Here is a 22,206-nt window from a genome sequence, read left to right as displayed (position 1 = left end):
CGGCCCGCCGGCCCGGCCCCGAGGGAGGCAGGAGCCCCCAACCCCAACGCCCCGTTCCTGCCTCCCCCGCGGTCGCTGCCCCGAGTTGGCTGAAATCGATTCGTAAAGAATCTCAAATCCAAGTAAAACACCCTCTGTTCGCGTCGAACGGGAACACGCCCCCCTGTGTCTGGATTTCACTGCTCACTTCGACCCGCATTTTCGGATGTGTCCCATGACAGACGGGGTGAATCGATCCCCGTCTCCCGAATGTCGATGTAGTGGCCATATGGCTGAAGCGCCCTCCCTTCCCTAAAGAGGTATGTCGAGAACCGGCCATTTTGCGCTTGACGGGGTCGAGTAAGGCGCAGTTAAAGTCCCTGGACTTTTGAAGTTCATGTGACTCCCGTGTGGGGACTTTGTGGGGTCGGGAGGGCGGGGGAGATGAGTGCGTCGCGGGGACGGCCCGGTGTGGGCAGAGCGCTGATCGTCTTATGCGCGGCAGCGGTAATCGCGGGCGGCGTCTCACCGGTGGGAAGCGGCACCGCCGCTCAGGCCGCACCGCAGGTGACCCGGATGTCTCACTCCGGCAAGGTCAGGGCGGCTGCGACGCCGAACGCTGCCGAGAAGGCGGCCGAGGCAAGTGGCAGCAACGTTGAGGTGACTTCGCTGCGCACGGAGTCGAGCGAGGTCTACGCCACGCCCGACGGGCAGATGGAAGCCGTGCAGCATCTCAAGCCTGTTCGCACGCGCCTCGGGGGTCAGTGGACGGCGATCGACAACACACTGGCCAAGCAGTCCGACGGCGCACTGGTCCCGAAGGCTGCGGCGGTGGGGCTGGCGTTCTCCGGGGGTGGCACGGGCCCCCTGGTGTCTTTGGAGCGGTCGGGAAAGCAACTGTCGTTCTCATGGCCGACGGCCCTGCCGGCGCCGGTCGTTGACGGTGACACCGCCACGTATCCGGATGTGCTGCCCGATGTGGACCTCAAGATGAGGGCGACCACGGACGGCTTCTCCGAACTGCTCGTGGTCAACACCCCTGAAGCGGCGAAGAACCCTGCCCTGACCGAGCTGAAGCTGAAGGTGACATCGCCGGGCCTGGACCTGCAGAAGACGAACTCGGGTGGCCTGGAAGCCATCGACGAGAACGCCGGCGGTGTCGTGTTCCAGGCGGCCAAGCCTCTGATGTGGGACTCCGCGCAGCCCTCGAAGGCTTCGGCCGGCGCCAAGGCCCTTGCCACCGGGCGCAGCGAAGCCGCCACTGACGCATCCGACAGCACCGACGGACCCGGCGACGGGGCGAGGGTCGCCCCGATCGGTGTCGATGTCGGCTCCGACGGCAGTGAACTGAAACTGACCCCCGATCACGGCCTGCTGACAGGCTCGGACACCGCTTTCCCGGTCTACATCGACCCGCAGACCTACACCCCCAAGGCGGGGGAGTGGACGATGGTCTCGCGCTATTGGGCTTCCGAGCCGCAGTGGCGGTTCAACGGGGACAAGGACGCCGGCGTCGGCTACTGCGGCTGGTACTACTGCGCGCCGTACGACGTGAAGCGGCTGTTCTACCGCTTCCCCACTTCCCGCTTCTCCGGGAAGTCGATCCTCAGCGCGACCTTCGTGGCTCAGGAGACCTGGTCCGGTTCGTGCGGCGCCCGGTCGGTCCAGCTGTGGCGCACCAAGGCGTTCGACTCGAACACGACGTGGAACAACTCGGCCGACAACTGGTTGGACCAGCTGGACTCGAAGTCCGTTGCCATGGGTGGCAGCGCCGACTGTCCGGCAGGCAAAGTCGAACTCGACGCGACGGCCGGAGTGAAGTACGCGGCCTCGCACGGCTCCGACTACACCTCGTTCGGCCTGCGAGCGGCCGACGAGGACGACAAGTACGGCTGGAAGCGGTTCTCGGACGACGCGTACCTGCGCGTGAAGTACAACAAACCGCCGACGCAGGTCCCCATGTCCCATCTGAACCAGGAGCCGGGAGGGACCTGCAAGAAGCCGGAGAAGAAGGCCTACGTCCGCAGCCTGCCCCAGCTCACCGCCTTCGGCGTCACGGACCCGGACAAGGACCAGGTGGCTGTGCAGTTCCAGCTGTGGTGGGACGCCGGCAGCGGCTTCAAGCCCCAGTGGACCTCCAAGAAGGAAGACCTGAAGCACAAGCCCTCGGGGAGCCAGTTCGACATCACCCTGACGGAACACCTGCCGGGCACCACCAAGACGATTCCCCAGGACAAGACCGTGGCTTGGTCCGTGCGGGCCTGGGACTACGACCAGGGCAAGATCTACAGCCCGTCACCGTGGTCGGACGCGGGATCGGCGACGAACTGCTATTTCGTCTGGGACAGCAAGACGCCCAAGGGTCCGACGATCAGCTCGGGCGACTATCCGGCCAAGGACGACAGCAACCCGAACGACCCGGTCTACGACGGGGTGGGCCGCTACGGCACCTTCACCCTGGATGCGCCGGACAGCGACGTGGTGAAGTACTGGTACGGAGTCAACGAGGAACCGTCATCGGACAACGCGGTGGCGACCACGGGCGGCGCGGCCAGGACGGTGAACTTCCGGCCCACCCGCTCGGGCACCAACTTCCTCTACGCGCAGGCCTTCGACTCCGCGGGCCGCATCAGTGAGCAGTCTCGATACGTCTTCCGGGTGAAAGCAGGACAGCCCACCCGCGCTGAATGGAAGCTCGGCGAAGCCTCCGGCGCGACCCAGGCCGCCGGATCGTCCGCGGCCCGGACCCTGGACCTCAAGGGCGGCGCAATGCTGGGTGCCCCTGGAGCACAGGGCAGTGCGGTCTCGTTGGACGGCGTGGACGACTACCTCGTCTCCGACATCCCGACCGTGGACACCTCCAGCGGGTTCTCGGTTGCGGCCTGGGTGAAGCTCGACAAGCTGCCCGACCACTTGGCCATGGTCGCCGTCCAACAGGGCAACAACGTCCCGGGCTTCGAGCTCTGCTACTCCAAGACGTACGACCGCTGGTCATTCAACCGGTACGGGGCCGACTCCACCATGGCCGGACCCGTACGGGCGATGCCGACCACCGGCGGCGGCGTCAAGGTGGGCGAATGGGCGCACCTGGTCGGAATCTACGACTCCTCCGCCGGGCAACTGTCCCTGTACGTCGACGGGACACTCGTCGGCACAGCCCTCTTCAACCACCCCTGGGACGCGCGCCGCAATCTGCAGATGGGCGCCGGCATCACCGAGGGCGGGCCCGGCAACTTCTTCCCCGGCACCATCGATGACGTCCGCTTGTACGACAGGCCGCTGGCCGCGAGCGAGGTCACCAACCTCTACAACAAGCAGCCCATCGGCACCGGCCGCCCTGCCCGTGCGGTCTTTCCGCTGGACGAGTCGGCCACCAACGACGACGGCACGGCACGGACCCAGGTGTCCGGCAGAGCAGAGGTCAACCCGGCTGTCCTCAAGGGCGGCGCGACTCCGGGCAAGCCAGGTCGAGCCGGCGCGGCGCTGAGCCTGGACGGCGTCGACGACTACGCCACCACCACAGGGCCTCATATCGACAACCAGCGCAGCTTCTCCGTCACCGCCTGGGCGAAGCTTCCCAAGGCCAAGCCCAACCACGCGGCCATCATCGCCACCCAGACCGGCACGGTGAAACCGGGCTTCGAGCTGTACTACTCGCCCACCTACGGCTGGTCGTTCAACCAGTACACCCAGGACACCACCAACGGGACTCCGCTCCGCGCCGGACAGGGCGACCCCGACCTGGCGCCGGGCGGCGAATGGACCCAGGTCGTCGGCTCCTACGACGCGGTCACCGACGACATGCGACTGTATGTGCAGGGCAAGTGGGTGGCCACGACGAAGTCCGCGGCGCCCTTCTACGCCGGCGGGCCGGTGCAGATCGGCGCAGGCAAGTACAACGGCGTGGCCGGCAGCTTCTTCCCCGGTCAGATTTCCGACGTGCGCATGTACGACCGCGCTCTGTCGGCTCCCGAGATCGCCGCGATGTTCGACAGCCAGGCCACGGTGGAAGGCCGTTGGAAGCTCGACAGTTCCTCCGGTACCCCGGCCACCACCCCCGACGATCTGACGCGTGAGGACCACACGCAGCATCCCCTCTCACTCGCCGGCAGCGCGAGGATCGACAACACCGGCATGAACAGCCCCGTCGGCAGTGGTGATCTGCTGCTGAGCGGAGTGGGCACCGGGTCTGCCTTCACCAGCGGTGCCCCGATCGACACGAGCAAGAGCTTCACGGTCTCCGCCTGGGTCACCGCACCGAGCCGTCCGACCGATCCGGTCACCGTGATGAGCATGGCCGGGACGAACAGCAGCAGCTTCGCGGTCCGCTACGTACCCGACGCCACCGACCCGGCACACGCCGGCCGATGGCAACTGGTCATGGCCAACGCCGACAGCACCGCCGCGGCGACCGCCACGGCCGAGCACAGCGACTTCCAGAACAACACCGAGTGGAACAACATCATCGTCGTCTACGACGCCTTCGCCGGCCGGATGTCGCTCTATGTCGACGGCGAAACGCAGGTCACGCCCTGTCTGGACGATGACGACGACGGCGTGCCCAACGACCCCGACTGCACCGAGAAGGTCTCCTGGAACACCTCGGTACTGCCGTTCGCCGCCACCAAGGGCCTGCAGCTCGGTCGGCTCAGGACCAGTCCCATCACTTGGGGCGAGTACTGGAGCGGCGCCATCGACGACGTGTGGGTCATGCAGGGCGCGGCCAGCGACGCGCAGATCCGGAGTCTGTCGAGCGGAGCCGACCTGGACACCACGAAAGGCCCCTGACCGGGCCCTCGCACAACCACGACTGCTCCGAGCGAGCGCAGTGGCAGTAACACCCTGTAGCGCGCTGATGACGTATGGCAAGCAGCGAAGGAATGAGGACGGACGATCGTGATGCGAGCACGCATGTTGGCGATGGGCACGCGACGCCGGGTTGCCGTCCTCATCTCCGCTGTCCTGGTGGGCTCGATCCTTCAGGCCTCGGCCACCTCCGCGGCCGAGAAGGAGACCGAACGGCACGTCCCCACCGCGGAGAAGCCGCTGTCCGGACACGGCGTCACGCCACGGCCCCGCCTCGACGATGGCGCACCTCGGACGCCCAAGGCCAGACCCAGCCACGCATGGGCCGAGCCCGGCCGAGCCACCGTGTCCCTTCAACCCGGCACACGGAGCAAGGCCGTTCGGGCCGGCGGCCTGCCGATCACCCTGGTCACGCCGAAGACGGCACAGCGCACGCCGACGGCCAAGGGGAGGAAGGCGTCCCACACGCCGCTCAGCGGCAGCGCCACCGTCCGCATCCTCGATCAGCAGACCGCCCGACGCGCCGGAGTCGACGGACTGCTGTTCTCGCTCCAGCGGCAATCAGGTACTGAGGGCGACGCCGTCGGCGTCCGCGTGGACTACTCCGCGTTCGCCCAGGCCTACGGCGGCGCTTACGCGTCACGGCTGAAGCTGGTGCGGCTGCCCGCATGCGCCGCGACCCGCCCGGCCGACAAGAAGTGCTCCACGGCCACGCCCGTCGCCTCGCACAACGACGTGACGTCGAAGACACTCACCGCCACGGAACTGACCGTGCCGGCCCGGGGAAGTGCCGCTCCCATGCTGCTCGCGGCCACGGCCGGCGACTCCAGTGATCAGGGTGACTACAAGGCCACCCAGCTGTCGGCCTCGTCCTCGTGGCAGACCAACCTCAATGCAGGTGACTTCTCCTGGTCCTACGGCATGCCGGTACCGGACGTACCGGGTGGGCTCAAGCCACAGGTGGGCCTGTCGTACTCGTCGAGCGGCATCGACGGCCGTACCTCCAACAGCAACAACCAGTCGTCCTGGGCAGGCGACGGCTTCGACCTGTGGCCCGGGTCCATCGAGCGCAGCTACAAGTCGTGTGCCGACGACGGGGTGAAGAACGCCGACGGTGCCAAGCCGGGTGACCTGTGCTGGGCCTACGACAACGCCACGCTCTCGTTCAACGGGCACTCCGGAGAACTGATCGCCACCGGCAGCGACTCCTTCCGCGTCAAGGGCGACGACGGTACGAAGGTCGAGCGTCTGTACGGCAAGACCGGAGACATCCGCGACAACGGTGACAACAACCAGGAGTACTGGCGTGTCACCACCACCGACGGCACGCAGTACTACTTCGGGTACAACAAGCTGCCCGGCTGGTCGACCGGAGACGAAACCACCGATTCCACCTGGACGACGCCGGTCTTCGGCGACGACAAGGACGACAAGTGCCACAAGGACACGTTCGCCGACTCCTGGTGCCGACAGGCCTGGCGATGGAATCTCGACTACGCGGTGGACACCCACGGCAACGCGATCGCCTACTACTACAAAAAAGAGACCAACTACTACGCCCGGAACCTGAAGCCGGCCGACGAAACGGTCTACGACCGCGGGGGATACCTCGACCGCATCGAGTACGGCCTGAAGTCGTCCGCCATGTACTCGGCCAAGCCCCTGGCGAAGGTCGACTTCTCCTCGGTCGAGCGGTGCCTGCCCGAGACGGGCGTGACCTGCGACGCCTCCACGATCGGTGACAAGTCGTTCTACTGGTACGACACCCCCTGGGACCTGAACTGCAAGGCGGGCGCCGACTGCTACCAGGCGAGCCCGTCCTTCTGGAGCCGGAAGCGGCTGGCCTCCGTCACCACCGAGGTCCGGCAGTCCGACGGCACCTACAAACCCGTCGACGCCTGGGCGCTCGACCAGCGCTGGGGCAAGTCCGACATCGACTACCAACTGCTGCTCGACTCTCTCCAGCACACGGGGAAGTCGGCGAGCCCCGACATCACGCTGCCCAAGGTCACTTTCGCCTACGACCAGCGCCCCAACCGCCTCAAGGCCGACGGAGACAACACTTCCCCCTTCATCAAGGAACGTCTCTCCGGCGTCTCCGACGAGACCGGTGGATCGCTGGCCGTGGACTACTCGACGGCCGCCTGCGACGCCTCCAGTCTGCCCACACCGCAGACGAACACCACCCGGTGTTTCCCGGTGTACTTCACCAAGGAAGGCGACAAGGATCCGAGCCTGCAGTGGTTCAACAAGTACGTCGTCGACTCCGTCGTCCAGACCGATCGCACCAGGTCCTCCCCGGAGACGGTCACCCGCTACCGCTATCTCGACGGCGCGGCCTGGCACTACGACGATGACGACGGTCTGACCAAGGAGAAGTACAAGACCTGGTCCACTTGGCGCGGTTACGGCCATGTGCGGGTACAGACCGGCGGCCAGGAGCCGGTCGGCATGAAGTCGCAGACCGATCACTACTTCCTGCGCGGCATGGACGGTGACAGGGCCGCACCATCAGGTGGCACCAAGTCGGTCACCGTGCCCGACGACAACGGCGGCACCATCACGGACCACAGCGCTGTCGCGGGCTTCGAGTACAAGACCGAACAGTTCAGCGGTCCAGGTGGCACTGTCCTCGGGAAAGCCGTCCACACTCCCTGGCATCACGAGACGGCCAAGAGGGTCCGTTCCTGGGGCACCACCACCGCCAACCTGACCGGCACCGCCTCCACCCGGACCTGGACCTCCCTGGACGACGGCGCAGGCAGCAAATGGCGCACGACTTATCAGACCAGTTCTTTCGAGAACACCGCCGGACGCACCACCCAGACCGACGACTTCGGCGATGAGTCCACCTCGGCCGACGACCAGTGCACGCGCACCACGTATGCGGAGAACACCGCCGACTGGATCCTCGACAAGCCCTCGCGTGTGGAGGCGGTCGCGGTCAAGTGCGCTGCCGCGCCCGACCGTTCCAAGGACGTCCTCGCCGACATCCGTACCGCCTACGACGGCAAGGACTACGGGGCGGCGCCCACGAAGGGTGACGCCACCCGAACGGCCACCCTCAAGTCCTACGACGGAACCATCGCCACCTACATTGAGGCCGGCGCCACTTTCGACTCCTACGGCCGTGCGCTGACCGCGACGGACATCACCGCCAACGTCACAGCGACCGAAGCAACCAATCCGGTGCGAAAGGCACGGACCGACGGTCGAACCAGCACCACGGCCTACAGCCCGGCGACCGGCTTCCCCTCCACCTCCACCTCCACCTCCCCACCCGCCACGACGGGCGACGCGAGCACGGCACAGACCGCCACGACGACCTACGACCCGGTCCGAGGTCTGCCCGTCACCTCCGTCGATCCGAACGGCAAGCGCACCGACACGACCTACGACGCCCTCGGCCGCGCGCTGAAGGTCTGGCGGCCGAACCGTTCCAAGGCCAACGGAGACACCCCGAACTACGAGTTCTCCTACGCCATCAGGGACGGCAAGCCGGTCGCAGTCGGTACCACCACACTGTTCGGCGCCGGACGCAGGACCTCGTACTCGCTCTACGACGGGTTCCTGCGCCTGCGCCAGGTCCAGGCACCCGGACCGGACGGCGGCCGGCTGATCAACGATGCCTTCTCCGACGAGCGCGGTCTGACCACCAAGGCCTTCGCGCCGTACTACAACACCACCGCCCCGTCCCCCGACCTGCTGGCGCTGGACAACGCCCTGGCGGTTGAGACCCAGACCTGGAACACCTACGACGGCCTCGGCCGTCTCACCAAGTCCCAGCAGATCGCGGGCAACGGCGACAACGGCAAGGTCCTGTCGACGACCACCACCGCTTACGGAGGCGACCGCACCACCGTCACCCCGCCGACGGGCGCCACTCCCACCACCACGGTCACCGACGCCCGCGGCCGCACCACCGAACTGTGGCAGTACCACGCCGCCACGCCTACGGGGACGGCCGACAAGACGCTCTACGAGTACAACCCCGCCGGCAAGCTGACCAAGCTCACCGACCCCGCCGGGAACACCTGGACGTACAAGTACGACCAGCGTGGAAACCAGACCGTCGCGACCGACCCGGACAAGGGCGAGACCGACGCGTACTACACGGACCGCAACCAGCTCGACCACACGGTCGACGCCAACGACAAGAAGGTCACCCTCGTCTATGACGGCCTTGGCCGGCAGACGGAAACCCACGAGGGCGACGCCTCGGGCACGCTGCTGACCAAGCATGTGTGGGACCCCAGCGGCTTCAAGGGCCAACTGGCCTCCGTCACCCGCTACATCGGTGGCGCGAGCGGCGCCGCCTACACCACGACCTACAGCCTGTACGACACCCTGTACCGGCCGCACCGGACCACGGTGACCATCCCTTCCGCGGAAGGCGCACTGGCGGGCTCCTACCAGTCGAACGTCCAGTACAACGTCGACGGCACCGTTCAGTCCTCCAGCTATCCGGCCGCGGGAAGCCTCTCGGCCGAGACCGTCAGCCCGGCCTACGACGACGTCCTGCGGGTGAAGTCCATCAGCGGCAGCGGCGGGTCCACCTACCTCACCGACGCCGTCTACAGCTACACCGGCAAGCCGTTGCTGTACACCTACCAGGCGGCCGGGGCGAAGAAGACCGACGTCTACAACGCCTTCGAGTGGGGCACCCAGCGTCTGCACAACTCCAGTGTGAACCGCGAGGACGTCCCGGGCACCGACAAGTCGGCCACCTACAGCTACGACGAGGCCGGCAACATCACCGCGATCTCGGACGTCTCCCGCGAGGGCACCGACAACCAGTGCTTCACCTATGACTACCTCGGGCGCCTCTCGGACGCCTGGGCACAGGGCACCGCGACCTGCGCCCCGACCCCGACCGCATCGGTCCTTGGCGGTCCCGCCCCCTACTGGCAGTCGTACACCTACGACCTCAGCGGGAACCGCCGCACGGAAGCCCAACACGACGCCGGTGGCGACGGCACCAAGGACATCAACCGCACCTACACCTACCCGCCCGTGGGCAGCAAGCGGCCCCACGCACTGAGCCAGGTCGACACCACCAGCCCGAACGGCGTCTCCCAGGACACCTACACCTACGACAACGCCGGCAACACCGCCACCCGCACCGTCAGCGGCGACAAGCAGACCCTCCTCTGGGACGCCGAAGGACACCTCTCCCAGGTGACCAAGCCGGACGGCAAGGGCGGCACCAAGACCACCTCCTACGTCTACGACGCCGACGGCAACCGTCTGGTCACCCACACCGACACGGACACCACCCTCCACCTCGGCAGCACCGAGGTCACCCTGGCCAAGGGCTCCACCACCAAGAAGGCGACCCGTTACTACGCCCTCGGCGGCGGCAACCAGGCCATCCGCACCGACGACAACAAGCTCAGCTTCCTCGTCGGAGACCACCACGGCACCTCCGAACTCAGCATCGACGCGGCCGATCTGAGCATGCAGCAGCGTCGTACCACCCCGTTCGGCGCGCCGCGTGGACGGGCACCGGCCAACTGGCCGGGGGACAAGGGATTCGTGGGCGGCACGGAGGACAGCAGCACCGGCTTCACCCACCTCGGCGCACGTGACTACGACCCCTCGACCGGCCACTTCCTGTCCGTCGACCCCGTGCTGAACCCGAGCGATCCTCAGCAGCTCAACGCCTACGCCTACTCCAACAGCAGCCCCGTCTCCTACAGCGACCCGTCCGGTCAGCTGCCCCTCGCCCAGGACGGAACGAAGTGCGGCAGCAAGGGTGAGGACTGCGACCGCCCGGCGGACGGTCCACCGGACCGTGGCACCGGAAACGGCAGGGGGAACAACAACAGGAATCCCTACGGACCCGGCTACGAGGTGGGCAAGGACGGCCGGCCCGTCGTCGACGGGATCAGGATCCCGTCGAGGAAAGAGCTCATCGCGCTGAACCCCCAGCTCGACCCGCGCCACGCCACATACGGGCAGTACCTGTCCGCTTTCGCCCACAGCAAGTGTTTCCCCGTCGGCAAGCAGAACAAGGCGTTCTGTGATGCGGCGAGAGCCGCGGGGCTCTGGGGCGGCGAGGAGAACGACCCGTGGGGCATCAAGGCAACCCTTCACTGCATCACGGGACGCGGCGACTGCAAAGAAGCGCTCATCCAGGACACGGTCACCATCATCACCGCGGCCTGGGGCACCCTCAGCAAGGGCCTCCTGGCACGCGGTGCCTCAAGTGCGGCTGTCGTGGAAGCCGAGGAGAGCGCAGCGATATCGATGCTGCGACGAACGTGCAGCTTCTACCCGTCCACACCAGTGCTGCTGAAGAACGGCAAGACGAGGCCGATCGGCAAGGTGAAACCCGGCGACAAGGTCGCGGCCGCCGACCCACGGACAGGCAAGCGCAAGGGGTCCCGGACGGTCACGGCCCAACTCGTCCACCTCGACAATGACCTTGTCGAGGTGGTGATCAGCACCGACAACGACCGCACCGCCACGCTCCATGCCACCTCCAACCACCCCTTCTGGGACGAGACGGTCCATGCCTGGGTGCCGGCCGGCAGCCTCCGGCCCGGCCACACGCTCAACACCGCAAGGGATGGGCACGTCAAGGTCGTTGGCGTCCACGAGCGGTCCGGTGAGGCCGATATGTACAACCTCACCGTCGAGCAGTTGCACACGTACTATGTCGTTGCGGGCGGCACGCCGATCCTTGTTCACAATGCGGATGGGGAAAAATGCGTCATTACGCTCAAGTACAAGAACGGCTGGTCGGCTGACCAGATCGCGGCCGCAGATGCGAAAGTAGCTGCATTGAATGCAGCTGATAGGTTGGTGGTGAGCGACGCTGAGGCTGCACGAGGCAGCACCAGCGCTGCCGATCTGTGGCGAAGGGCGGGTAATACGATTGAGGAAGGCCAAGACATTGACCATGTGATTGACCTCCAGCTCGGTGGCGCCGATGACGTAAGCAATTTGTCGCCGCTTGATTATTCGGTTAATCGAAGTCTTGGCCCCCAAATTGATCGACAAATTAAGAGGCTAGGATTGCAGATTGGGGATGAAGTTGATTCGGTTCGCATCATTCCCAGGCAATGACCGCCCGTAGTGATCGTGAATGGATTTGATCATGAATTCCACTCCTCGGCAGATCTCGAGGACAGTTCGGACTGATGCCGGTCTGTGTGCGCTATGGCAGACCGAGTACTTCACGGAGACTGGCGATCCTGATGACTGGGATGACTGGGCCTCGGATGATGAGCTCCTGGTCCAGGCCATCTCTGCCGGTGCGCTGGTTCCGATCGGGGTGGGTGCTGACGGAGTCTTCGAGGTATTGATTCGTTGGAATCTCTCAGGCCCAGGGCTCACGCAGCGAGAAAGACGCTGCCTGCTCATCTCTTCTGAGTCGTATTTTTTGGCCTCCCGGGGCGTCGTCTATGTTGGAGGGCTTGAGGAGGCGGGTGACCTTCCGGGGCGGGATGCGAATCGAATTGAGCTTCCGGAAGGCCGTCATGTGGCTGTCGTTCATTTGATCGACTGGAAGGCTGAACCAGAATCGGTAGGGAAAGATGGCCGCCCGCTGGCGGATGCTTTGCCGGATTTCGTTGTTGAGATCCGCCCCGAGGGAGAGTCGGGAAAAACCTACAGGACTAAGTCTGCGACTTTCGATCGACCTTAAATGTGAATTTCGCATTGACGCTGACCTCTCGACTGGGTATAGTTGCGGACTATTTCCCTGGAGATGGATACAGAAATTCGCTTTTAAGCCACCTCGGGTGTGCGCGAATCGAAATTAGCAACGGCCCCACCGGAATGCATTTCCGGTGGGAGCCGTTGCGGTGTCTGACGGCAGTAGTTGACGGTAACGTCAACGGACGGGTCCTCCACAGAGCGGCGGGTCGTCTCCGTCGTCAGGCTCGGCGGCTGTGCCCGTGAGGTTGCCTAGGGCGTGTCCGAGCCCGAACCACATCTGCTTCACCGCCCGCATCATCGGCGGCCGGCTGGAGATTTCCGACGAGTCCACTGAGCTCCGGTTCGTGCCGTCGGAAGAGATCGAATAATTGCCGATGCACCACACCCAACGGCTCAGGCTCCAGAGCTTGGAACACCGCGAGAAGCCGTACCTGGGCTGAACCGGCTAACGGCAGTAGCTGACGGCAACAACCCCGCACAACCACGGACACCGACGCACGTCACCGGACCAGCAAACCTCGCTTGACCTGCATAAAAGCAGGTAGAGGGGCTCGCGTAGCACACGTACTATGTACTGGCTGGGGCCACGCCAGTCCTTGTCCATAACTGTGACGAGTGGACGAGCGTTGGGAATCTCGATAAGCACTTTGCGAAGCATGGGGCGGAAATGGGACTCGATTCTCAGATCGAGTATCGCGAAGCAGCTAAGGCCCTCGTGTGCGACTGTGATGGTGGACTTCCGGGTGTCACTCCAATTAGGGGAGCGGATCGCCGATCTTCCACGGCTCTCCAGGCATGCTCTTGAACGTATTGATTCCGCCATCCAATTTATAGAACGTGATAATTCCCTTCGAGCTCTTCATCCCGTACTCGCCGGTCTCGGGATCGAAGTAGCGCACGGCACCCTCAGTCCTGTCGATCTTTCGCATGGAATGACTGTCGAGTCCGCTCGTCAGGAGAAGTTCCCCTGCCCGTGCTGCGGACACCGAGTCTTCAGCAGCGGGCCAGGTTCACAGGAGATCTGCCCCGTGTGCTTCTGGGAGGATGACGTTACGCAGCTCCGTTGGCCGCTCCTTGCAGGATGCTCGAATAAGGTGTCGCTGGTGGATGCTCAGGCTAACTATCGGCTTCTTGGGGCCTCAGAGGAAAGATTCATCTCCAACGTTCGGAGTGCCGAGGAAGGTGAGAGTCGTCCCCTGCTCTGGCGGATCATCGACATGTCCTCGGATATCTTTGAAACAACGCTTGAAAGTCGGCGGCCTTGGCCGGAGGATCGGACGGTTCTTTACTGGTGGACCCCTGAATTCTGGAGCTAGCGTCCTTGGCTTCACATCGGGCAGGAACTCCACATCCCGACGTCGGCATTCGGCGTCTACAACGAACTCAGAAAAGCAGGAGAAATTACATATGGTCCAGCTAGATGAGTTCGGAGACCCTCGCGATTTCATTCGACGTCAGCAACATCGGTTTTTCCGGAAGGGTGTCTATGACTCCCGGGACATGGCTGGACAGATTAGTGCCGAAGCAGTTCTTGCCGGCGCAACGGAAGTGTGTGTCGCAATTGATTCCGAGTGGGTCATCATCGAAGCCGATGTCGACTGGCTCGAGGCGTGTACTGAGGATGCATTTTCCTATTTGACACCCTTTCCTCCAGGTGGGGCTACGGACACCACGAGAGAGATCCTGGCAGTTACATTCTCGCTTGGTGTCGTAACCGCGACGAAGCGCGGAATCCGGGTAATCAAGGGTGATTCCGCCGGCCCCGTTACGGAGATTCCGAAAAATGGGCGCGTATTTGCGTTCAGGATGGCCTTCGAATAGGAGAAGTGAATCGGGCGGGGCATCCCGGAACGGCACGGGGGCCGGTATATGAAACTTGTCGTCTCGGACGAGGTCGGCAGTGGATTTGTTTTCTGTCAGTCTCTGCGCGCCGGCCAGGAATGAGTGATCGCTAGAAATCTGCTCCATGCGACTGGACCTCAGTCCCGCCCCGAAGCCACCATCGCCAGCACCCCCGAGGCCAGCGCCGCGAGGAGCAGCGGGGTGCCCAGGTCGCGGTGGATCACCAGCCAGGCGCCCACAGTGGCGCCGGCCAGCATGGCCAGTACGGCGGCCGCGCGGCGGGCGGAGCGTCGGTTCGTGGTGGTGCCGGCTGTGGCGTCGGAGGCGAGGGCCGTCAGGGTCATCGTCAGGACCGTCGTCGTCAGGTCGGGGATGCCCAGCTTGCGTACCGTCGCGTTGCGCAGGCCCATCGCGAAAGCCGTGAGGGCGATGAGGGCGTAGGTCGTGGCGGGTGCGCCCGGCGCCGCGAAGGCCACCACGGCCGACGCGCCCACCAGTACCGCCTCCACGGTCAGCGTCACCCGCGTCCAGGTCCGGCGGGAGCCCCCGCCGAACCGCGCCGCCACCCTGCCGCCCGCCGCCGCGCCCGCCAGGAAGCAGAACAGCGAAGTCGCCGTGTGCGGGACCGAGAAGCCCGCCGCGCCGGCCGCCGCGAAGCCCAACACCACTACGTTTCCAGTCATGTTGGCCGTGAAGACATGTCCGAGCCCGAGAAAGCTCACCGCGTCGATCAGCCCGCTCACCACGGTCAGCGCCAGCAGAACCACCGTCAGGCGGACCCCGCGCGCCTCGGGGTCGGGGGTCTGAGAGCCCGTCGGGTGGGTGTGGTCCGGCGGGTTCGAGGGAGGCGTGGTCATGGGGGTCTCCGGGCAGCCGGACGGCAGGGTGGTGCCAAGTCCACCACGGAGACGGGGGAGTCTCGGACAAGGACCCGGCCGAGGTCTTCCGGGCGCCGTACGCCGATCGCGTCGAAGGACTCTTCGACGGAACCCACGAGGACGAGGACATCGTCCGGCAGCTCGCCCCCACCGTGCGGGAACCGGTGACGGACGACTACTACCGGCGGCTCACCCACCCGACGGGCGCCTTCCGCGCGGCACTGCGGGCCAACGATCACACCTGTGACTGGAAGCCGGCCGCGCCGGTGCGGCTGTACGCGGGCGCGAAGGACACCGACGTGCCGATCGGCAATGCCCGGACATGCGCGCGCACCCTCGCCGGAGAAGGGGCGAGGGTGCGCGTGCTGAATCAGGGGGACGTCGACCACGTGGGGTCGTACGTCGCGGCGCTGCCGCGGATCGTGCGCTGGTTCGGCGGCGGAACGGCTTAGTACCAGCCGTTGGCCTGCCAGAAGTTCCAGGCGTCGGCGGGGCTGCCGTAGCGGGAGTTCATGTAGTCGAGGCCCCACTTGATCTGGGTGGCCGGGTTGGTCTTCCAGTCGGAGCCGGCGGAGGCCATCTTCGAGCCGGGCAGGGCCTGGACCAGGCCGTAGGCGCCGGAGGAGCTGTTGGTGGCGGAGGTGTTCCAGCCGCTCTCGTGCTCGACGATCTTGGAGAAAGCGGTGTACTGCGCGGCGTCCGGGATCATCTTGTGCGCGATCGCCTGAGCCGAAGAGGTCGAGGTCGTGGCGGCCTGAGCGGGCGCCGCGGCCATGATCATGCCGGTCGTGGCGGCAGCCAGGGCGGCAGTCGTGAGGGCCTTCTTCGGAGAGGCGATGCGGCGGATGAAGGAGACGGACACGGAGAACCTCTTACGTCGGGGACCAGGAGTCGCGCTGTACGTCGTCACCACGCGGTACGCGGTGGGCCATACGGTGGCGCCGCGACCCGGGTGGGTTCGTGGCGCCTGGCGACGTCGTCCAGACAAGCAGGCCGGAAAGTCGTCCGCAATCACCCCTTTTACTAGTTGTGGCCGGATCGGCGGGAAACGTCGCTTGTGTGACCTGGGTCGCAATGCGCAGGTCAGTGAGGGTTCGTGTCCGGAGATTTCGGACAAGTCGCCCTACGGTCCCGCTTCGTAGGTGACCTGCGTCATGTGGGGTGCTTCACCGACCCGCCGACGGACCGCACACGACCGCTCACCCAGCGGTCACCGCGTCGGGGCCTCGAATGTGACCGCGGTCTCGAAGTTGGCCCGCCGGGTGGCCCGGCGCAGCGCCCGCAGCAGCGCCGGGCCGAGCGCGAGGGTCAGCACCACCGTGCACAGGGCCCGGCCCAGGTCCCAGCCGAGGGAGGTGGCCAGGCAGTACGCGACGAAGCGGGCCAGGTTCGCGGGGAGCGCGGCGTGCGCGTCGAAGGCGACGTTCGAGGCGAGGGCGCCGATGAAGGGCCAGCCCGCCAGGTTCATGATCGTGCCGTAGGCGAAGGCGGCGAGGAAGCCGTAGAGGGAGAGCATCAGCAGCTCGATGCGGCCGCGCAGCCGGTCCGGGCCGGGCAGCAGGCCCGCCCCCATCGTGAACCACCCCATCGCGAGCATCTGGAACGGCATCCACGGGCCCACCCCGCCCGTGAGCAGCGCCGACGCGAACATCGTCAGCGAGCCGAGCACGAAGCCGAACCCCGGGCCGAGGACGCGCCCGCTCAACACCATCAGGAAGAACATGGGCTCGATCCCGGCTGTGCCCGCGCCGATCGGCCGCAGCGCCGCGCCGGTCGCGGCCAGCACGCCCAGCATGGCGACGGCCTTCGGCCCGAGCCCCGACTCGGAGATCGTCGCGGCGACGACGGCGACGAGCAGCACGAGCAGCCCCGCGAAGAGCCAGGGCGCGTCCTGCGCGTGCGCGCTGATGTGTGAGCCGGGCGGGGCGAGGAAGGGCCACCCGAAGGCGACGACCCCGACCGCGCTGACCAGGGCGAGGGCGGCGGTGGAGCGGGGGCCGAGGCGGATGGGCCGCGCCTGCGGGGTCCGGGTCTTCGGGGTCCCGGTCTCCGGGGTGGTGCTCCGGGGGGTCCCGGTCCGGCGGCTCACGCGAGTGCCTCCCGTACCTGCGCGGTCGTGAGCCACTGCTGCGGCGCCAGGATCTTGGTGATCTGCGGGGCGAAGGACGGGGACGACACCACGATGTCGGCCGTCGGGCCGTCCGCGATGACCTCGCCCTCCGCGAGGAGCACCACCCGGTGGGCGAGCTCGGCGGCCAGTTCCACGTCGTGCGTGGCCAGCACGATGGCGTGGCCCTCGGCGGCGAGCCGGCGCAGCACGGTGACCAGACGGGCCTTCGCCGCGTAGTCCAGACCCCGGGTCGGCTCGTCCAGCAGGAGAAGGGGAGGCCGGGCGGTCAGGACGACGGCCAGGGCGAGCGCGAGCCGCTGGCCCTCGGACAGGTCCCGGGGGTGGGTGTCGTCACCGATGCCGGGCAGCAGACCGGAGACGAGCGCACGGCAGGTGCCCGGCTCGGCCCGCGCGTCCCGGTCGGCGGCCGCGCACTCGGCGCCGACCGTGTCGGCGTACAACAGGTCGGCGGGCTCCTGCGGGACCAGCCCGACGTGCCGCACCAGCTCGTGGGGCGCGGTGCGGTGCGGCACGGCACCGCCGACCAGGACCGAACCGGCGGACGGTTCGACGAGCCCGACCAGGGTGTTCAGCAGCGTGGACTTCCCGGCGCCGTTGCGCCCCATCAGGGCGACCGTCTCACCGGGGGCGAAGCCGAGGTCCACCTGCCGAAGGGCGGTGACTCCGGCCCGGCGGACGGCCAGGGAGCGCACCTCGGCGACCCCCGGCGGCACGGTGTCGGGGGTGCGTCCGCGCCGGAACCGGCGCGGAGCGGGGATGCGAGAAACGGGGACGCGAGAAACAGGGACGCGGGGTGCGGGGACGTCGGCAGCGGGCGCGGCGGCGCTCGCCGGTGCCGGCCGCGGCGCCTCTCGGCCGTCGAGCCGCTCCCGCAGCTCCCCGGCCCGGCGGCGCGCGTCCCGCACGGTCAGCGGCAGCGGGGACCAGCCGGCCAGTCGGCCCAGGTCCACCACCGGCGGGTACACCGGCGAGACCGCCATCACCTCGGCCGGGGTGCCCAGCAGCGGGGCGGCGCCCGGGGCGGGCAGCAGGATGACCCGGTCGGCGTACTGGATCACCCGTTCCAGCCGGTGCTCGGCCATGAGGACGGTCGTACCGAGGTCGTGGACGAGCCGCTGCAGGACGGCGAGGACCTCCTCCGCGGCCGCCGGGTCGAGCGCCGAGGTCGGTTCGTCGAGGACCAGGACCCGCGGGTGCGGGGTGAGGACCGAGCCGATGGCGACGCGCTGCCGCTGACCGCCGGAGAGCGTCGCGATGGGCCGGTCGCGCAGGTCGGCGAGGCCCAGCAGGTCCAGGGTCTCCTCCACCCGGCGCCGCATCACGTCCGGGGCGAGGCCCAGCGACTCCATGCCGTACGCGAGCTCGTCCTCCACCGTGTCCGTGACGAAGTGGGCGAGCGGATCCTGGCCCACCGTGCCCACCACGTCGGCGAGTTCGCGCGGCTTGTGGGTACGGGTGTCCCGGCCCGCGACGGTGACGCGGCCGCGCAGGGTGCCGCCGGTGAAGTGCGGGACGAGCCCGCTCACCGCGCCGAGCACCGTCGACTTGCCGACGCCGGACGGACCGACGAGGAGCACGAGTTCGCCCTCCGGCACCTCGAAGTCCACGCCCCGGACGATCGGTTCGGCCGCCCCCTCGTAGGTCACGGAGACATCCTCGAAACGGATCACGACGGCTCCTTGGGGGCGGCGAGGGCGGGCAGCAGGGCGAGGAGCACGGCGGCCGCGGGCCACAGGGGCAGCACGGGCGCGGTGAGCGGTACGACTCCGGGGTGCAGGGCGGCGGAATCGGTCGCGGAGGCGAGCGTGAGCAGCGCGGCGACGGCTCCGCCGGAGGCGGCGACCAGCCAGGCACGCGGGCCCCAGGGGTCCGGGCGGTACCGGGTGCGCAGGGTGCGGCGGCCGCCGAGGCGCAGGCCCGCGAGCGCGGCGCCGACCCCGGCCAGCAGCACGGGCAGCCCGTACGTGCCGCCCTCGGCGGTGAGCAGCCCGTACGTGCCCGCGCAGACGCCGAGCAGACCGCCCAGGGTGAGGGCGGTGGTGGTGCGACGGACCGGGGTGGGGACGTCGGCGCTGCGGCCGTAGCCACGGGCGTCCATCGCGGCGGCCAGGGCGACCGAGCGCTCCAACGCGCCCTCCAGGACCGGCAGTCCGACCTGCAGCAGGCCCCGCACGCCCCGGTCCGGCCGGCCGCGCAGCCGGCGGGCGGCGCGCAGCCGCTGGACGTCCGCGATGAGGTTCGGGGCGAAGGTGAGCGCGACGACCACGGCCACGCCGATCTCGTACAGGGCGCCCGGGAGGGACTTGAGGAGACGGGCCGGGCTCGCCAGGGCGTTCGCGGCGCCGACGCAGATCAGCAGCGTGGCCAGCTGCAGGCCGTCGTACAGCGCGAAGACCACCGACTCGGCGGTGACCCGGCCGCCGAGCCGGATGCCCTGCGCCCAGTGGGGCAGGGGGACTTCGGGCAGCGTGACGATCACATGGGTGCCGGGGACGGGGGAGCCGAGGGCCACCGCGAAGACGAGGCGGATCAGCAGGACGGCGAAGGCGAGTTTGAAGAAGGCCGAGTACGACCGGGACCAGGGCGTCCGGCTCCGGCAGGTCGCCACGACGTAGGCCGAGGCCGCCACGAGCAGGGCGAGGACCAGGGGGTTGGTGGTGCGGGTGGCGGCGGTGGCCAGGCCGAGCGACCACAGCCACCAGGCACCGGGGTGCAGTGTCGGGCGGCGCTGGTGCCGGGAGGCGGGGACGCTCTCCCGCCCCTGCGAGGCGCCGCCCCCGTCCCCGCCTCCCGAGCCGCGCGACGGCTCACGGCTCGGCAGACGGCTACGCATCCCTGCGACGGCGTGCCTGCCACAGCGCCGCCGCTCCCAGCACGACGACCGCTCCCGCTCCGGCCAGCAGGCCCACCGACGGCCCGTGGTCCGCGTCCTTCGGCTTCCCGGCGGCGGCCGTCGGCTTGTTCTTCTCCGTGCTGACCTGCTCCCCGCACCCCTTGTGCGGATAACCCGAGATGGCGCACAGCAGGGCGTTGGTGTCGTAGCGGAGGGGCTTGGCGACCGCGGCCAGGGCCTCGGCCGTCGTCGCGTCGGGGGACACCCGGGCGCAGGCCGTCCGCCGGGCGGGTGGGGTCTCGCCGGACGGGGCGTCCGCCGCCGTACCGAAGTCGATGACCAGTGCCACCCGCTTGTGTCCCTTGGCGGCGGGCGTACCCGCGCAGATGGTGCCGAAGTCCGCCGTGTCGCGCGGTCGCGTCGCGTCCGAGGAGTCCTCGCTCACCGCGAAGCGGAAGCCCTGGACGTCGCCGTCGGCGGGACGGGCGGTCGACGGGCCCTCGGTGGCGTAGGTCCAGCGGGAGCCCTCGCGCTCCCAGAAGGACCAGTAGCGGTAGCCGACGGCCTGCGCCTGGCCCGCGGCCGCGCACAGGAACAGCGCGGCCAGCAGCAGCGTCGCGGCACGGCGGACGGCGGTCACGGCTGCTGCTTCTTCCGGCGGCCGCTGAGCAGGAAGCCGATGCCGATGCCGGCGACGAGGCCGGTGCCGACGATCCACCAGACGTTCGTGCCGGAGTCGTGCTCCGCCTTCTTGGCGGGCTCCGCCGCCCGCTTCGCCGTCTGCGGCGCCGGTCCCGTCGCGTTCAGCTCCCGCACGAGGTCCGTACCGCCGAAGTTCCGCGGGTCCTCGCCCATCGCGTGCGCGGCGAGGATCAGCTCGGCGTACGCGGCCGGGCCGCCCTGCTTCGCCCACTGCGCGGAGTTCTTCTCCAGCCAGGCGTACGGCTTGCGCGCCTCCTCCGTCCAGCCGCGCGCGGCGAGCGCGACGACCGCGTCGGCGGTGTTGCCGTAGTCGGGCTGGTCCTTGGCGCCGGGGAGGACGGACGTGAGGTGGTTGCCGTTGCGGAGCATCGTCACCGCCAGGTATGCCGCGCCGTTGCCCGACACCCCGCGTGGCGTGAGCGACTTGCCCTCGGCGCACTTGCCGTAGTCGGCCGGCCGCTTCGCGGCGGTCACCACGAACCCCTTGCCGAGCGCGCCGAGCACACCGGCCGCCGTCGCGTCCGCGTTGGCCACCAGCTTGCCCTTCTTGTCCGGCTGGTAGGCGAGCGCGCCGCCGGCCTGGGCGTCGCAGGGCAGGGACATCTTCGCCAGCAGGTCGTACGGCGACTTGCCCTCGCCGCGGAGCACGGAGGGGTGGTCGCCGACCGCCGCGAGCGCGCCGATGACGACCCCGGTGGAGTTGGTGTCGCTGGGCCCGGGCGAGGTGTAGCCCCAGCCGCCGTCCTTGTTCTGCTGGCCCTTCAGCCAGCTCACCGCCGAGCGGGCCTGGCCGTCGTGGTCGTGGACCGCCATCAGGGCCTGCGCGGCGGCGGCCGTGGCGTTGGTGTCGAAGGCCACGTTGCCCTCGCAGGGCTTGGAGGTGTCCGCACGGTAGGCGGCGAAGGCCCCGTTGGAGCACTGCTGCTCGGTCAGCCAGTCCACGGCCTTTCCGGACGGCGTCTCTCCCACCGCGCGCTGCGCGATCAGCGCCAGCGACTGGCGCCAGACGCCGTCGTACTTCGGGTCCGTGCTGCCGTACAGCCCCGACGGGAGCGCCGCCGAGGCGGACGGGGACGGGTCGGCGGCTGCGGGCGTGGCCGCGCCGATCACGGCGATGACGGCCAGCGCGGCGGCGCTACGGCGGACGTTCATGGTCGGCGACTGCCTCTCCTGCGGGGAGCCGGGCAGCACGGGACACCCCGGGCGGCTCGGCTCCGTAAACCTCGACGGTGCGGTGCGTGGGCGGATCCCTGGCGCACGTGAGCCGGTCAACGTCCCGTCCGAGGCAAGTCCGGCTCACCGCCGAGAGCGGTTTTACGGTTGCGGGTCAGCGCCGGAATTGCACCGGCTTCCCCCCGTACGGGTGTGAT

Annotated in this window: 14 protein-coding genes and 1 pseudogene; 7 read left to right on the top strand and 8 right to left on the bottom strand. The window is 68.1% G+C overall.

Translation table 11 applies throughout. From position 1 onward, the window contains the following. Window positions 1-450: 450 nt before the first annotated feature. The 4 genes and pseudogenes from ACWGKT_RS10690 to ACWGKT_RS10675 form a co-directional block, all read left to right on the top strand. Window positions 451-4,767: a LamG-like jellyroll fold domain-containing protein gene (locus ACWGKT_RS10690; RefSeq protein WP_453273283.1), complete on the top strand. Its 4,317-nt coding sequence runs from the start codon at window positions 451-453 to the stop codon at window positions 4,765-4,767. A gap of 111 nt (window positions 4,768-4,878) precedes the next feature. Further along, entirely contained in the window at window positions 4,879-11,856 is a 6,978-nt protein-coding gene (locus tag ACWGKT_RS10685; RefSeq protein WP_453273282.1) for a polymorphic toxin-type HINT domain-containing protein, read from the top strand. 19 nt (window positions 11,857-11,875) lie between these two features. Further along, the gene (locus ACWGKT_RS10680; protein ID WP_453273281.1) at window positions 11,876-12,436 is read left to right on the top strand and encodes a hypothetical protein; all 561 of its coding nucleotides are present in this window, start codon (window positions 11,876-11,878) and stop codon (window positions 12,434-12,436) included. A 286-nt stretch (window positions 12,437-12,722) separates the two neighbouring features. Further along, window positions 12,723-12,890, top strand: a pseudogene (locus tag ACWGKT_RS10675) (DNA mismatch repair protein MutT); the annotation flags it as partial. A 315-nt stretch (window positions 12,891-13,205) separates the two neighbouring features. Here ACWGKT_RS10675 and ACWGKT_RS10670 read toward each other — a convergent pair. Next, a complete protein-coding gene (locus ACWGKT_RS10670; RefSeq protein WP_453273410.1) occupies window positions 13,206-13,379 on the bottom strand; it encodes a hypothetical protein in 174 nt (57 codons plus the stop codon). Between the two features lie 3 nt (window positions 13,380-13,382). Between ACWGKT_RS10670 and ACWGKT_RS10665 the strand changes: the two genes are divergently transcribed. Together ACWGKT_RS10665 and ACWGKT_RS10660 are read left to right on the top strand one after the other, a co-directional pair. Next, window positions 13,383-13,766 (top strand): CPCC family cysteine-rich protein, encoded by a 384-nt coding sequence (locus ACWGKT_RS10665; RefSeq protein WP_453273401.1) that lies wholly within the window; start codon window positions 13,383-13,385, stop codon window positions 13,764-13,766. A 184-nt stretch (window positions 13,767-13,950) separates the two neighbouring features. After that, window positions 13,951-14,271, top strand: coding sequence for a hypothetical protein (locus ACWGKT_RS10660; protein ID WP_453273280.1), 321 nt, complete (start codon window positions 13,951-13,953; stop codon window positions 14,269-14,271). A 158-nt stretch (window positions 14,272-14,429) separates the two neighbouring features. Here the strand turns inward: ACWGKT_RS10660 and ACWGKT_RS10655 are convergent, their stop codons facing one another. After that, on the bottom strand, window positions 14,430-15,149 hold the full coding sequence (locus ACWGKT_RS10655; protein WP_453273279.1) for a YoaK family protein: 720 nt from the start codon (window positions 15,147-15,149) through the stop codon (window positions 14,430-14,432). A gap of 185 nt (window positions 15,150-15,334) precedes the next feature. Between ACWGKT_RS10655 and ACWGKT_RS10650 the strand changes: the two genes are divergently transcribed. Next, the gene (locus tag ACWGKT_RS10650; RefSeq protein WP_453273278.1) at window positions 15,335-15,622 is read left to right on the top strand and encodes a hypothetical protein; all 288 of its coding nucleotides are present in this window, start codon (window positions 15,335-15,337) and stop codon (window positions 15,620-15,622) included. On the opposite strand, the gene ACWGKT_RS10645 is transcribed toward ACWGKT_RS10650, so the two are convergent. The 6 genes from ACWGKT_RS10645 to ACWGKT_RS10620 form a co-directional block, all read right to left on the bottom strand. Next, the gene (locus tag ACWGKT_RS10645) at window positions 15,619-16,032 is read right to left on the bottom strand and encodes an aggregation-promoting factor C-terminal-like domain-containing protein (protein ID WP_453273277.1); all 414 of its coding nucleotides are present in this window, start codon (window positions 16,030-16,032) and stop codon (window positions 15,619-15,621) included. The genes ACWGKT_RS10650 and ACWGKT_RS10645 overlap by 4 nt on opposite strands. 348 nt (window positions 16,033-16,380) lie before the next feature. Next, window positions 16,381-17,178 (bottom strand): ECF transporter S component, encoded by a 798-nt coding sequence (locus ACWGKT_RS10640; RefSeq protein ID WP_453273400.1) that lies wholly within the window; start codon window positions 17,176-17,178, stop codon window positions 16,381-16,383. Window positions 17,179-17,255: 77 nt separating this feature from the next. Then, complete coding sequence (locus tag ACWGKT_RS10635) at window positions 17,256-18,971, bottom strand: ABC transporter ATP-binding protein (protein WP_453273276.1); 1,716 nt, start codon at window positions 18,969-18,971, stop codon at window positions 17,256-17,258. Continuing rightward, on the bottom strand, window positions 18,968-20,134 hold the full coding sequence (locus ACWGKT_RS10630; protein ID WP_356141587.1) for an energy-coupling factor transporter transmembrane component T: 1,167 nt from the start codon (window positions 20,132-20,134) through the stop codon (window positions 18,968-18,970). The genes ACWGKT_RS10635 and ACWGKT_RS10630 overlap by 4 nt, the downstream gene beginning before the upstream one ends. After that, window positions 20,127-20,774 carry an SCO2322 family protein gene (locus ACWGKT_RS10625; RefSeq protein WP_453273275.1) on the bottom strand — a complete coding sequence of 216 codons (648 nt, stop codon included), beginning with the start codon at window positions 20,772-20,774 and terminating at the stop codon, window positions 20,127-20,129. Before ACWGKT_RS10625 ends, ACWGKT_RS10630 begins: the two co-directional genes overlap by 8 nt. Further along, window positions 20,771-21,988, bottom strand: coding sequence for a prenyltransferase/squalene oxidase repeat-containing protein (locus ACWGKT_RS10620; RefSeq protein ID WP_453273274.1), 1,218 nt, complete (start codon window positions 21,986-21,988; stop codon window positions 20,771-20,773). The genes ACWGKT_RS10625 and ACWGKT_RS10620 overlap by 4 nt, the downstream gene beginning before the upstream one ends. Between the last annotated feature and the right edge of the window lie 218 nt (window positions 21,989-22,206).

It is taken from the genome of Streptomyces sp. NPDC054794, assembly GCF_053611585.1.
This window is presented reverse-complemented; position numbering and strand designations above follow the sequence as displayed.